This window comes from Dorea sp. YH-dor226 (assembly GCF_039832105.1).
Taxonomy (GTDB): Bacteria; Bacillota; Clostridia; order Lachnospirales; family Lachnospiraceae; genus Dorea_A.
In genome coordinates, this window is record NZ_JBDOHS010000008.1 from 88,012 (window position 1) to 101,128 (window position 13,117).

The 13,117-nt window shown below is 42.6% G+C and carries 13 protein-coding genes; 1 reads left to right on the forward strand and 12 read right to left on the reverse strand.

Annotated elements, in window-relative coordinates; genetic code table 11:
• Positions 1 to 81: 81 nt before the first annotated feature.
• Positions 82 to 639 (reverse strand): cupin domain-containing protein, encoded by a 558-nt coding sequence (locus ABE547_RS08690; protein WP_347378410.1) that lies wholly within the window; start codon positions 637 to 639, stop codon positions 82 to 84.
• Between the two features lie 172 nt (positions 640 to 811).
• On the opposite strand from ABE547_RS08690, the gene ABE547_RS08695 reads away from it, so the two are divergent.
• Positions 812 to 1,090 carry a type II toxin-antitoxin system HicB family antitoxin gene (locus ABE547_RS08695; RefSeq protein ID WP_347378411.1) on the forward strand — a complete coding sequence of 93 codons (279 nt, stop codon included), beginning with the start codon at positions 812 to 814 and terminating at the stop codon, positions 1,088 to 1,090.
• Positions 1,091 to 1,161: 71 nt separating this feature from the next.
• On the opposite strand, the gene ABE547_RS08700 is transcribed toward ABE547_RS08695, so the two are convergent.
• The 11 genes from ABE547_RS08700 to ABE547_RS08750 all read right to left on the reverse strand — a co-directional run bounded on the left by ABE547_RS08700 (position 1,162) and on the right by ABE547_RS08750 (position 13,059).
• Positions 1,162 to 1,368: an alpha/beta-type small acid-soluble spore protein gene (locus tag ABE547_RS08700; protein ID WP_158367849.1), complete on the reverse strand. Its 207-nt coding sequence runs from the start codon at positions 1,366 to 1,368 to the stop codon at positions 1,162 to 1,164.
• A 61-nt stretch (positions 1,369 to 1,429) separates the two neighbouring features.
• On the reverse strand, positions 1,430 to 3,460 hold the full coding sequence (recG, locus tag ABE547_RS08705; RefSeq protein WP_347378412.1) for an ATP-dependent DNA helicase RecG: 2,031 nt from the start codon (positions 3,458 to 3,460) through the stop codon (positions 1,430 to 1,432).
• Positions 3,461 to 3,570: 110 nt separating this feature from the next.
• On the reverse strand, positions 3,571 to 5,244 hold the full coding sequence (locus ABE547_RS08710; protein WP_347378413.1) for a DAK2 domain-containing protein: 1,674 nt from the start codon (positions 5,242 to 5,244) through the stop codon (positions 3,571 to 3,573).
• Between the two features lie 27 nt (positions 5,245 to 5,271).
• Positions 5,272 to 5,631: an Asp23/Gls24 family envelope stress response protein gene (locus ABE547_RS08715; RefSeq protein WP_347378414.1), complete on the reverse strand. Its 360-nt coding sequence runs from the start codon at positions 5,629 to 5,631 to the stop codon at positions 5,272 to 5,274.
• Between the two features lie 156 nt (positions 5,632 to 5,787).
• Positions 5,788 to 5,976 carry a 50S ribosomal protein L28 gene (rpmB, locus tag ABE547_RS08720; RefSeq protein ID WP_235247804.1) on the reverse strand — a complete coding sequence of 63 codons (189 nt, stop codon included), beginning with the start codon at positions 5,974 to 5,976 and terminating at the stop codon, positions 5,788 to 5,790.
• A 309-nt stretch (positions 5,977 to 6,285) separates the two neighbouring features.
• Positions 6,286 to 6,678: a GerW family sporulation protein gene (locus ABE547_RS08725; RefSeq protein WP_347378415.1), complete on the reverse strand. Its 393-nt coding sequence runs from the start codon at positions 6,676 to 6,678 to the stop codon at positions 6,286 to 6,288.
• A gap of 21 nt (positions 6,679 to 6,699) precedes the next feature.
• The gene (locus ABE547_RS08730) at positions 6,700 to 7,683 is read right to left on the reverse strand and encodes a DUF2953 domain-containing protein (protein WP_347378416.1); all 984 of its coding nucleotides are present in this window, start codon (positions 7,681 to 7,683) and stop codon (positions 6,700 to 6,702) included.
• Position 7,684: 1 nt separating this feature from the next.
• Entirely contained in the window at positions 7,685 to 8,008 is a 324-nt protein-coding gene (locus ABE547_RS08735; protein WP_347378417.1) for a hypothetical protein, read from the reverse strand.
• 65 nt (positions 8,009 to 8,073) lie between these two features.
• Complete coding sequence (locus ABE547_RS08740; protein ID WP_347378456.1) at positions 8,074 to 9,405, reverse strand: penicillin-binding transpeptidase domain-containing protein; 1,332 nt, start codon at positions 9,403 to 9,405, stop codon at positions 8,074 to 8,076.
• Between the two features lie 37 nt (positions 9,406 to 9,442).
• A complete protein-coding gene (locus ABE547_RS08745) occupies positions 9,443 to 10,915 on the reverse strand; it encodes an FtsW/RodA/SpoVE family cell cycle protein (RefSeq protein WP_347378418.1) in 1,473 nt (490 codons plus the stop codon).
• An 8-nt stretch (positions 10,916 to 10,923) separates the two neighbouring features.
• On the reverse strand, positions 10,924 to 13,059 hold the full coding sequence (locus ABE547_RS08750) for a U32 family peptidase (protein WP_347378419.1): 2,136 nt from the start codon (positions 13,057 to 13,059) through the stop codon (positions 10,924 to 10,926).
• Positions 13,060 to 13,117: the final 58 nt, after the last annotated feature.

Consider the following 13,117-nt stretch of genomic DNA (forward strand, 5'->3'; position numbering starts at 1 on the left):
TTTAATTATAATCTGAATTTATTCATTTGTCAATGTTATATCAATTTGGTGAATAATAATTCATAATTACGAATCTTATTTTCACAAAAGATTGTCAGACTTTCTCGTATATACCCAGAGACTGAGTATATCCTCATCCGTCTGATTATAGATACGATGACACTCTCCACTGCGTATATATACAGAATCTCCCGGATACAGTTCATAATGATCCCCTTCAATATCTATGGACATAACCCCCTTCAGTACCGTTCCCATCTCTTCACAGACATGTCGGTATGCCTGTTTCTTCTGTGCCTCTCCCGGTTTGATCGTAATATATTCCAGCACATGATTATTTTTTTTGAAATCAATAATGCCAACCGACATATTTTCCTCCGGATACTCATCTATCCGAATATCTTTTTTTTGGATCACAACACTTCCGGAACCGTCCATTTGAAGAATATCTGTAATGCTTACATCCAGTATCTCACAGATTTTTGCCAGATTTTCAATATTCGGTGTTGTTTTATTCTGTTCCAGGGTACTCAGATATCCAACCGAAAGTCCTGTATACTGGGACAACGTTTTTATCGTCATTAGTTTTTTCTTTCGATGAGATCGTATTCTGTCTCCGAGATGACTGATATCCAGCATATTTTCTGTTCTCCTTTTCTTCCGCGCGTTAAAGTTTTAACTATTTTTATGCTATCGTATTTTCCCCGTCTTGGCAAGCATTATTTTCAGACCTCTCGCATTTTTCTATTGTTTTCTGCTCCGAAAGCACTTATAATATGGTACTGGATACCAATATATTCAGGAGGCATTTATGAAATTTATATATCCCGCAGTATTTCACAAAACAGAAACTGGCAGATATGAAGGTTACTTTCCTGATCTGGAATGTTGTTACGGGGAAGGAGAGACCCTGGATGATGCTATTGACAGTGCCAATGACGCCATGCGCGACTGGATTACACTGGAGCTCTCAGAAGAGGAACCTCTGATGCCATATGTTTCTGATATCAGTGATATGAACCTGAAAGAAGGAGAAATCGTCAGAAACATTTCTGTAAATATCCGTTTCTACGAAGGGTGGGACGAATAGATCCGATACACACTGAAAATGGGACCGTTGCAGCACCTTCTGCAATAGTCCCATTTCATTATTCTTTCTGATTATTTACCAGCCATCTGTTTTTCCTGCTGTTCGATCATTTTCTTTACCATATAACCGCCAACAGAACCATTCTGTCTGGATGTCAGGTCTCCGTTATATCCATCAGATAACGGTACTCCCAGTTCGCTTGCAACCTCATATTTAAATTTGTCTAATGCACCCTTTGCTTCAGGTACGGCTGCTCTGTTTGATGAACGATTTGCCATTGTTATACTCCTCCTTCTTGTAACTTTTTCTTTGTTGTTACACCCATAGTATATGGAGGAATCAGATTATTACACTAGAAGTGTTTTCATAATCTGGCAGATTTTTCAGCCATTCCTGATCCGTTTTTTCGATCTCTTCCGCTGCTTCACTGGCCATCTGAAGAATTCTTGCATCCTGATACACATCACCGATCCTGAAGTTCATAAGTCCGCTCTGACGGATTCCGAACAGATCACCCGGTCCCCGAAGGCGCAGATCTTCACTTGCAATTTTAAATCCATCATTGGAATGATTCAGAATATCCAGTCTTTCTTTTGTCTCTTTTGATTTGGACGCACTCATGAAGATACAATAAGACTGGTATTTTCCTCTTCCAACACGTCCCCGCAGCTGATGAAGTTGTGCCAGACCGAATCTTTCTGCATTTTCAATCATCATGACAGTCGCATTCGGTACATCAATTCCAACCTCAATTACCGTTGTAGACACCAGAATCTGTATTTCATTTTTCCCAAAACGTTCCATGATATCATCTTTTTCTGCCTGCTTCATTTTTCCATGCAGATAAGATACTCTGACTGTATCTCCCATCTCCTGCTGCAGTCTCTGCGTATAATCGATTACATTTTCCGCTTCAAGATTTTCGCTTTCTTCCACCATCGGACAGATAATATAACATTGTCTGCCCTCTGCAATCTGCTTTTTCATAAATGCATATGCTGTCTTCCGGTATCCCGTATCTACCACGCAATTTTTGATTGGAAGGCGGTTTGCCGGCAGTTCGTCCATCACCGAGATATCAAGGTCTCCATACAGGATGATTGCCAGTGTACGCGGTATCGGAGTTGCACTCATAACCAGAACATGTGGCTCCCCACCTTTTCTGGCAAACGTTTCTCTCTGCTTGACTCCAAACCTGTGCTGCTCATCCGTGACTACAAGCGCAAGGTTATCGTAATTTACTGCCCCCTGGATCAGCGCATGTGTTCCGATTATAATTCTGGCAAGTCCACATTCAATCCTGTCATATGCTTTTCTCTTTTCCTTTGCAGTCATAGAGCCTGTTAATAATACAACTTTTACAGGGATATGATAAGTTTCAAACATTCTGGTAATCGATTCATAATGTTGCCTTGCCAGAACTTCTGTCGGTGCCATCATCGCTCCCTGATATCCGTTCAACGCAACCGTAAGGAGCGCCAGTACTGCCACGATCGTCTTACCTGATCCTACATCTCCCTGTACAAGCCTGGACATAACCGTATCCGATGCCATGTCAGAGGATATCTCTTTCCAGACCTTTTTCTGAGCCCCCGTCAACTCATACGGAAGATTCTGTATCAGCAGGTCAACTTCAGGCTGCGGCTTGATCACATATTCATTAGCAAGCTTTTCATTTTTTTCTTTCAGTTTTCGAAGAGACAGGATAAATTCCAGAAATTCCTCAAACACCAATCGTTCTCTGGCATGGTAAAATACTTCCTTGTCTTCCGGAAAATGAATCCCACGTATCGCGTAATTATATTCCGCAAGACCATACTTTATTCGCAACTCCTGCGGAAGGATATCTCTGGTCAGATCCAGGCCGTCCAGAGCCTGTTTCATGGCCTTCATCACTGTATGATTCGTCAGCCCCGATGTAAGACCGTAAATTGGCTGCAGGGTATCAAGCTTCTCTGCATATTTATCAGCCGGATAAAAGAGCTCCGGATGTTCCATCACCAGATTCCCTTTTTTATTCACTACTCTGCCCCGCAGAGTAATCGTTCCTCCGCCCGAGAGAGTGTTTCTGAGAAATGGCATTCGGAACCAGACGACTTTCAGTGTACCGGTAATGTCTTTTACATGGATCGTCGTGATCTGCATACTACGGTTTCCCGACACCTGTACCCGTCCATATATGGCACCGGTTACTGTCTGTGTCTTTTCTTCTTCCAGTTCGCTGATCGGAACAGCCTTCTCGTATACGTCATAACCTCTTGGATAATAATGAATCAGATCCCCTACTGTCTCTATGTGAATCTTCTGAAAAAGCTTTTTTGTCTTTTCTCCTATTCCTTTTAATTCCCCAATATCCGTTTTTTCAATCATATTATCTCCGATATATCCAAAAATACAGAAAACCAGACTCCGATTCTTCCGGAATATCCCGGAAATCTCTCAGAGCTGGTCATCTTCTGTTATACTACATCATTTTATAATTATTCTACAGCAAGAACATAATAGTAGATCGGCTGTCCACCGGAATGCACATCAATATCAACATCCGGATATAATGCTTCAATCTCGCCGGTAAACCTCTCAGCATCTTCCTCTGTTACATCCTCTCCGTAATACAGGCTGATCAGTTCTGAATCATCATCAACCAGCTGTGCAAGCATATCCTTTGTTGTCGCCTCAATATCTTTTCCTACAGACAGGATTCCGTGATCTCCAATACCCATGATATCACCTTCATGGATCTCTTTATCATCGATATGCGTGTCTCTGACTGCATACGTCACCTGCCCGGTCTTTACATTCTTAATCTCTTCCAGCATCGTCTCTTCATTTGCTGAAGCATCTGCGTCCGGCATAAAATTGATAATTGCAGTAATTCCCTGCGGTACAGTTTTTGTAGGAATCACTACGATATCTTTATCTTCTACCAGCGCTTTTGCCTGGTTAGCAGCAAGAACGATATTCTTGTTATTCGGAAGGATAAATATCGTGTCAGCGTTCACCTGATCAATCGCATTGAGCATGTCCTCAGTACTTGGATTCATCGTCTGTCCGCCTTCAATAATATAGTCTGCACCCAGTTCTCTGAAGATATCATTCAATCCTTCTCCTATGGATACAGCAATGAATCCCATTGGTTTTCTTGGCTCTTCTTCTTTCTTTTTTGCATCCTCCTGTGCCTGCTGAGCTGACAGCTTTTCCGCATCACGAATCAGCTTCTCCTGATGCTCTTCACGCATATTATCAATCTTCATACGTGACAGCTGTCCATAAGTCAACGCTCTCTGGATTGCAAGTCCCGGATCATTCGTATGAACATGTATCTTTACAACATCATCATCTGCCACACATACGATAGAATCACCGATGGAACTTAAATATCCTTTAAAATCACGCTCATCCTCTTCGGTAAATTCTTTTTCTGTCAAAATGATAAATTCTGTACAGTAACCAAACTTAATATCTGCAGTATCCTCTGCATTTACTTTTGTGACGGTCGCACCCGCACTCGGTTTTATTGCACTGTAATCAACTTCTTTTCCCTGGAACGCATCATATGCCCCCTTAAGGACTTCAAGAAGTCCCTGTCCGCCGGAATCTACCACTCCTGCTTCCTTCAGGACCGGCAGCATCTCCGGAGTCTTTGCAAGTACTTCTTCTGCATATTCCAACACTGCCGGGAAAAAGACTTCCAGATCATCCGTCTCATTTGCCATCTCAGCGGCCTTTTCTGCGATTCCGCTTGCAACGGTAAGAATCGTTCCCTCTTTCGGCTTCATAACTGCTTTGTATGCAGTATCTCTTGCTCTGGAACATGCTGCAGAAAACCCAAGTACATCGATTTCGTTTTCTTCACGGATGGATTTTGTAAATCCTCTCAAAAGTTGTGACAATATAACACCGGAATTACCTCTTGCTCCGCGCAAAGATCCTGAGGAGATCGCTTTGGCAAGATCTTTCATATCCGGACGTTCAAGAGCTGTTACCTCTTTTGCGGCAGCCATAATCGTAAGAGACATATTGGTTCCGGTATCTCCATCCGGTACCGGAAACACGTTTAATTCGTTAATATATTCTTTCTTAGCTTCAATATTCTGGGCACCTGCTAAAAACATCTTTGCAAGCATGTCCACATTTATTGTTTTCGTAGCCACTTCCTTTGTTCCTCCTTAACCCAAATACTAATCGATGACTCTGACGCCTTCAATATAGACATTAATCTTATCAACCGGCATTCCGGAGAATTCTTCAACTCTGTATTTTACATCACTGATCAGATTCTCAGTAACAGCAGAAATACTTACACCATACGCCACAATAATATGGAAGTTAAGACTGATATGATTTTCCTCATCAATGTTTACCTGAATTCCTCTTGTAAGGCTTTCCTTCTTAAGCAGATGAACAAGCCCGTCTTTCATATTCACAGCAGCCATACCCACAATACCAAAACATTCAACAGCTACGGTTCCTGCATATTTTGCAATCACTTCCGGATCAATCGTTACGATTCCCAGATCTGTACTCATACATCCTTTCATATCTTCAACCTCCGATTCTAATCTATCTCATACAGACATAATAATAAGAATATTATACTCTGCTTTTCTTTATATTACAACACGAAAACCGTGGATCGGTTCGTAAGGGCAATAAAAAACCCAGATTCCATAGCGAAATCTGAGTTTTAATTTCTCCTATGCACGCTCAACTTTTCCTGATTTTAAACAAGAAGTACAAACATACATCTTCTTTGTAGCTCCGTTTTCTGTTTTAACACGAACAGACTTTACATTAGATTTCCACATCTTTGGTGTTTTTCTATTAGAGTGGCTTACATTATTTCCAAAGTGAGCACCCTTTTCACAAATAGCACATTTTGCCATGACTGCACCTCCTAACGCTCATAATAAGTTCTTAATACGAACTCGCAACAATAGTTATTTTAACAGAACAATTCACGAATTGCAAGTATTATTTCATATTTTTATAGAAACCCAACTACTTTTTTAACCGCAGAACAGACAATACCCTGCGGCCACACAAAACACAATGCATAAGACTTCCAAAAAAGTATTGGGCAGAACAAATGTCAGTATAATTCCGACTGCCACCCAGAATAAGGCAAATCCGACTACCCGCTTCACGCATGCCACTCCTGCCTTTTTCTCTATCTTATGCACTGCAGTACGCTATTATTCCCCGGAAGCCTCATCCAGGATACTGTTCACATCCTCTTCTGTCATCTTATCTTCCTTTTTGGAAGTAAACCGATCCATAACATCCGGTATCATATCAAGAATCTTGGTCATGGTATCCTGATTCTTGATATTAACAAGTCTGGTATGACCGTTCTGAATCACAAGAACTGCACTTGGCGTCATCTTTCCGCCAATTCCTCCGGCTCCTTTTTCCTTTTTGTCTTCACTATACGCCCCTGCTCCAACTGCAAACGACACATCTACCAGCGGAAGAATGATCGTATCCTCAATATGAATTGCATCTCCGACTACCGTTTTCGTAGATACTACCCCATCCATTCCATGAAACAGAGCTTCTACTGTTCCCTTAAAATTATTGTCTGCCATATTCTTTCCTCCTGTTTTATCTTATAATTCAAAATTCCTGATATCATGATAGGTTTTCCGGACTTCCTTACACCATAACAGATTCCAGAGAAGACATACTGCAGAAATCAGTCTGATACCGCCGCTTACCTCTGCAGAACCTTCCAGAATCTTCTGTTCAAAATCCGGCTGCACATGCAGGTGATCACCGATAAAAGGATAGATGACACTCAAAGCAGCCAACACTTGTCCGGTCATACATGGATCCTCAAATCCATAATGAATATCTGCATGTACCCGTTTCGGTTTCCATCTTCTCAGAAGTTTAAAAGCTTCTTTTTTTACTTTTCGAAATGCCTTCCGATGTACTTCATCCGTCAGAGCCTCTGTAATCTTATTCTTTTTCTCTGATAATAGCTTCATTTTATCACAGATCTTTTGAATTGTACATTTGATCTTCCGGAATATCCCTTTGATCTTATCTCTCAGTCTCTGAATCAACGTTTTCTTTTTCGGATCAGAAGTGCGGTCTTTTCTTTCAATTCCTTCAGATAATCCGGATTTTTCTTCAGCTTTTTGCGGAATGCTTTTGCTACATCCGTCATCTTTTTCCAGCCGTTTTTCTTCCGCAGGCTCTTCTTTTTTTTCTTCCAGACTCTTTTGATCTGTTTCCATTTCTTTTTCAATTTTTTCTGCAAGTTCTTTTGCCAGCTCTTCTTCATCCTCTTCCACCTCTTCTTCAATGGTCACGGAATCCTCCTGTTCATTTTTTAACACCTTCCAGGCGATCCTGATCCGCCAGTTCAGCTTTTTCTCACTGTAAGAAACATCCGCTCTTATCAGATGCAAAAGCCATGTCACCTTTCCGGCAGCCCTGATGGTATCCGGATTGCCTTCACATGAGGCATCAGCACGATATCGGACCGGTACAAAAAGAACAATACAAACCAGTAATACCAGTATCCCCAGTACTACCGCAATTATAATCCCTATGATTTTTAAGATTAATAATAGAATATGTAGCATCTTATTCTTCCTGTTCTTTTTTTAATATATAGGCCCGGATATCCGCTCCTCTGGTCTCATTATACACTTCCTGTGTAATAAGTTCCACTAATTCTACAGCGTCATCATATCCTTTTGCTATTCCAACCACCAGAAAATCATCTTTAGGGAAGCTGGGCTGCAATAATACGATTGAATTATAGATCTCCAGATGATTCGCCTCATTTTGCGCCAGTGTGATAATATGGATATTGGGCTGAAATTTATCTTCTTCCAGCTTACGGATGATCTTCTCTTTCTTTTTTTCCAGTCCTTCCATCAGATACAGATGTCTGTAATATCTCATCTTTTCCGCTCCTTTTTGTGTCTCTTATAGCATACCCGTTTTTCAGATTTTCAGTCGGTTTCAGATTAATAATAATATGCATCAAAAATCTGTTTTGCAATATTCACAGCCTTCGCAGTTCCATCGGAGGATTCAATGATGATGCTAACTACAAGCTCCGGATTCTCTACATTGCTCATTCCGATGAACCATGAATGGTCTTTTTCCTTGTCAGAACTGTACTCAGCAGTTCCCGTCTTACCTGCCGCTGTATAGCTCTGACCCGCAAGCACGGATGCAGTTCCATAATCCACAACACTCTTCATATACTCTTTCAACTGCGCTGCTTCTTCTGTCGTCATTAACTGCCTGTACTCTTCCGGTTCCGTTTCTTTTACGGTCGTTCCGGAATAATTGGTTACTTTGTCGATCAGATATGGTTTCATCAATGTTCCGCCATTGGCGATTGCGGATGTAATCAGTGCCATATGATACGGACTCACCTGTGTCTCCCCCTGTCCCATGGCAGTCATCATCTTTGTCCCGTTTCCTGCAGATGAATCCAGCGTAAAACTGCTCTTACTATAAGACAGATCACATGGAAGCTTGGAGTCAAACAGAACTTCCTTCGCTGTTTTTTTGAAGGAATCCGAATCCAATAACAGTCCGATATTAGAGAATGAAGCGTTACAGGAATATGCAAGACTGTCCTGAAGGTTCAGCTGTCCATGTACATTTCCGTTATAACAGTGAATCGTAATCCCGTCCTGTTCGATCGCCCCTGTACAATTATAGGTGTAAGAAGAATAATCCGGATATTCTCTCATATATTCAAGTGCTGTGACCACTTTGAAAGTCGATCCCGGTGCATACTGCCCCTGCGTCGCACGATTCAGAAGCGCACTGTTTTCATCCGTATTCAGGCTGTCCCAGTTCGCATCGACCGTATTGGGATCATAATCAGGTTTTGATACCATTGCGAGAATCTTACCGGTCTTCGGATCCATTACAACGACTGCACCCTTATAGCTGCCAAGTGCATTATAAGCTGCCTGCTGAAGTGTCAGATCCAGTGTTGTCACTACCGTATCTCCCGTATTTTTCTGATCCTGAAACTCATTCTTTAATTTTTCCAGGAAAAACGCATTGGATGTCAGAAGATCATAATTTGCAACAGATTCAATCCCGGTTTTCCCATGCGTACTGTATCCTACAACATGTGCAAACATATTGCCAAATGGATATTCCCTGATCTCCGAACCATCTTCAGCCACACTGGTCCGGGCCAGAATGTTCCCGTTTTTATCAACGATTTTTCCCCGTGCTACCCGGTCTGCATTCGAGTCCTGTCTTGCATTATACGGACTTCGGATAATGTCAGCACTTTTCTCCACCTGAAAATAGGTAATATATCCCATCAGCACCAGGAATAACGCTACAAAGATATATGTCACCCTAGCGAACTCTTTGTTTCTTTCCCGCTTTGCTCTGGCTTTTTTCTTGTCCTGACGTCTGGCTTCTTTTCGCTCTCTGCGCGGCATTGCTTCCACTTCTTCTTTGCGCTTTCTCCTCTTGTCCGCTTCTCTTTGCTCGTAACCTTTCTTTTTTCTTTCTTTCAATATCGTCTTCCTCGTCTTCCCTTAATATATACAATCCCTGTATAATCGCAAACATGATCAGTGTACTGATCAGCGAACTGCCTCCATAACTTACAAGCGGCAGCGTCACTCCTGTAGAAGGAATGAACTTCACGGCACCGCCAATGGTCAGAAAGACCTGGAATATATAGCAGGTTCCAAGCCCAAGTGCAACCATTTTATAGAACATGTTGTGAAGCTGCATGGCAATATTCAGAAACATGACATAACAGCTGACACAGATCAATATCAGACACAGAGCAAATATCAATCCCATTTCCTCCGAAATCGCAGAAAATATAAAATCTTCTGCCGCTACCGGTATGGTGTCGGGCTGTCCCTGATACAGGCCGGTTCCAAACCATCCCCCGGTTCCGATCGCAAACAGCGACTGCGCCACCTGATAACCTCCGTTATCATAAGATGCAAACGGATCTTTCCACACAATGACTCGCGTCCTCACATGGCTGAACAGATAATAGGCCGCTACAGAGGCAACACTTCCCGCCCCGAGTCCGGCAAGAACATATAACGGCTGATGTGTTGCCACATAAAGCATGACAAGATACACCACAAATATGATCAGTGCTGCTCCAAGATCCTTTGATACTACGAGGATCAATACATGAAATGCTGCAATTGCCGTTGTGATCACAATCTCTTTAAATTCCATGGAACGTTTAAAGCTGGCTGCCACAAAAAATACAAAGATAATCTTTACAAGCTCCGAGGGCTGAATACTGATCCCACCGATTGTAAATCCAAGCATCGCGCCATACGATACCTTACCGACGATCAGTACGATCCCCAGCGAAACGATGCCCGCAGCAGCATACAGAATTCTCCACTCTGAAAGGAACCTGAACTTTCGGATAATAACCGGTATGATCAGACAGAGCGCAATTCCTCCGGCAGCAATAAGATACTGCTTCGATGCCTTATTATAATCCAGTCTTGTGATCATGATAAACCCGATGCTTAAAAGCATACACATATTATTGACTACCAGTCTGGACACTCTGGGATAGATCACCGTATACAGGACGATCGTGGCTCCCAGAAGCGTCACCTGCATCAGATATAATGCCAGGATCTTAATATCATTCTTTTCCAGATACATGACCAGAAAGGCAATCAGATGGATCATAAACATCAGCACATTTTGTTTTCTGAGCATCCTCTTCTTCTTATCCGGATCAAAATATCCAAAGATACTAAAACACAGATACGTATACATCGTAACCAATACAATCATCAGATATTTTGACAATTCTACAATAATATTAACCAACTTTCCACCTACTTTACTCCTCTTTTAAAGTGCCCGCGCGTATATTCCATATCTGGCGGAAGCACTGTCTCTCCACCTGAAAATACATTACCATATATCTCAATCATCTCCCGCACCACATTCGCATCTTCCCGGCAAAAATCCAGCCGGACTTCCGCCGGATGCAGAGCCATGATCTCATCCGCTTTATCGGCAAGATATAATGGCGCCGAATTATAAATGATATTATAGCAATAGCGACAGCATTTTCTCACAGAAAACTGCTTCTGATACCGGTCAGTAATGGAAAGGTATCCTTCTTTTCCATCACATCCTGAACTGCTCTTCTGAATGCATCCTGCCGTGATCATGACAGGCTGATAGCCATACACAGTCAAAGCAGCACCCTCTATATTCAGTGTTTTCAGTTCACGGTCATTGAATTCTGCCGGTGCAGTATATCTGCAAATTCCCTGCTCTTTTGCAAACTGCTTTGCAGACTGGTTCCAGACATACACATTGGAGTCGGAACGGATTTCCTTCGGGTATCCATGCATCTTCAGCCATTCCAGGCTTTCAAGATTCCGCACCATCACACCGTCATATATGGTTACCATCTCGTCATAGATCTTCTCAAACCGGGATATCGCCTGATCTCTGAAGATGTAAGGCATCGCAAGAATATACCGGATTCCCGGCCTTTTTCCTTCCCTGAGCTTTTGTATCATCCTGTCATCCATACCGGACAGACTTTCCACATATATACTCGAAATCCTCTCAGATGTTATCGCCTGTTCAAGCTGTTCTTCATTCTGAACAAGAACCGCAATTTCCGGACACTCCTGCCCGGAAATGACCACTTCTTCCCGGCTGTCCTGAATCTGTCTCATCTCAGGAATCTCTCTGCGATATTCCGCCAGAACCGTCTGTGTCAGACATCGGATCGCCTCTCTTCGCAGTTCATTCAGTGCCTGCATCGGCAGGAAAACATTGCCTTCCATCTGAACCTCAAGTCTGTCAAATGTATATTCTGTGTTGCCGGTTTTTCTGATCTGCTTCTCCACTCTGTCTGCGTCAAGCGGCTGACGCATCGCCTCCTGTACCGGTTCTCCTTCACACATGACCTGTCTGCCCTGATAATTCAATAACAGTTTAGCATTCTGTCCGACAGAAAGTATTAATTTCCCATTAATTTTTTCTTGTAATTTGACTTCTTTCCATTCTGACTCTTCTTTTTTTTCGGTTCCCGGCCTCTGAAACGAAATCATATCTTTTCCGTTATGCTGATGATAGTATCCCTTCGTATATCCTCTCCTCTGATATACACGCAGCAGATCTTCTTTATCCCGCTGAGATACCCGAAATCCATCCTTTCCTTTTGCCAGATACAAATCCGCGTATTTCCGATACATTTTAACAACCGTATAGACGTAGTCCGGCTGCTTCATTCTGCCCTCGATTTTAAAAGAATCTATCCCCGCTTCTATCAGTTCCGGAAGGAAATCAATGGTACACAGATCCTTCAGACTCATGATATCCTCCGGCTTTTTCCCCTGTACACGATATGGAAGACGGCATGGCTGTGCACACTGTCCCCGATTACCGCTTCGGCCTCCGATCATGCTGCTGAGCAGACATTGACCGGAATAGCAGTAACACAACGCACCATGCACAAAGCATTCCATCTCCAGTCCTGTCTTCTGCTTCATCGAACGGATCTCATCCAGCGAAAGCTCCCTGGCAGGTACAACTCTTGTAATCCCGTACTCCTTTACACAGGAGGCTCCAAGGGTATTTGTTATCGTCATCTGGGTACTGGCATGTACGGAAATATCCGGAAACCACTGCCGAATACGCCTCATCACACCGGTATCCTGCACAATCACTGCATCCAGTCCTCTCTGATAATACGGCAGCAGATATTCGTATAATTCATTCAATTCCCAATCTTTCAGAAGCGTATTCACTGTCAGATAGATCTTTCTGCCATGAATATGCACGTAATCAATCGCCTCAAGAAGATCCTCCTGTGACAGATTTCTGGCATATGCTCTCGCTCCGTATCTGCTTCCTCCCAGATACACGGCATCTGCGCCTGCACTGATTGCAGCCCTCAGACTTTCATATGATCCGGCCGGTGCCAGTATTTCTACATTGCTGTCCATACCGTTTCCTTTCTGCTAATCATCTGTTATAGATGTAATCATTTCATGTTCCCTACAG

Coding starts and splice junctions, on each gene's coding strand:
- ABE547_RS08715 (WP_347378414.1), bottom strand. CDS start 5,631: ATGAAAGGATGTATGAGTACAGATCTGGGAATCGTAACGATTGATCCG.
- ABE547_RS08735 (WP_347378417.1), bottom strand. CDS start 8,008: ATGAGATATTACAGACATCTGTATCTGATGGAAGGACTGGAAAAAAAG.
- ABE547_RS08690 (WP_347378410.1), bottom strand. CDS start 639: ATGCTGGATATCAGTCATCTCGGAGACAGAATACGATCTCATCGAAAG.
- ABE547_RS08695 (WP_347378411.1), top strand. CDS start 812: ATGAAATTTATATATCCCGCAGTATTTCACAAAACAGAAACTGGCAGA.
- rpmB (WP_235247804.1), bottom strand. CDS start 5,976: ATGGCAAAATGTGCTATTTGTGAAAAGGGTGCTCACTTTGGAAATAAT.
- ABE547_RS08730 (WP_347378416.1), bottom strand. CDS start 7,683: ATGCTACATATTCTATTATTAATCTTAAAAATCATAGGGATTATAATT.
- ABE547_RS08740 (WP_347378456.1), bottom strand. CDS start 9,405: ATGGGATATATTACCTATTTTCAGGTGGAGAAAAGTGCTGACATTATC.
- ABE547_RS08700 (WP_158367849.1), bottom strand. CDS start 1,368: ATGGCAAATCGTTCATCAAACAGAGCAGCCGTACCTGAAGCAAAGGGT.
- ABE547_RS08750 (WP_347378419.1), bottom strand. CDS start 13,059: ATGGACAGCAATGTAGAAATACTGGCACCGGCCGGATCATATGAAAGT.
- ABE547_RS08725 (WP_347378415.1), bottom strand. CDS start 6,678: ATGGCAGACAATAATTTTAAGGGAACAGTAGAAGCTCTGTTTCATGGA.
- recG (WP_347378412.1), bottom strand. CDS start 3,460: ATGATTGAAAAAACGGATATTGGGGAATTAAAAGGAATAGGAGAAAAG.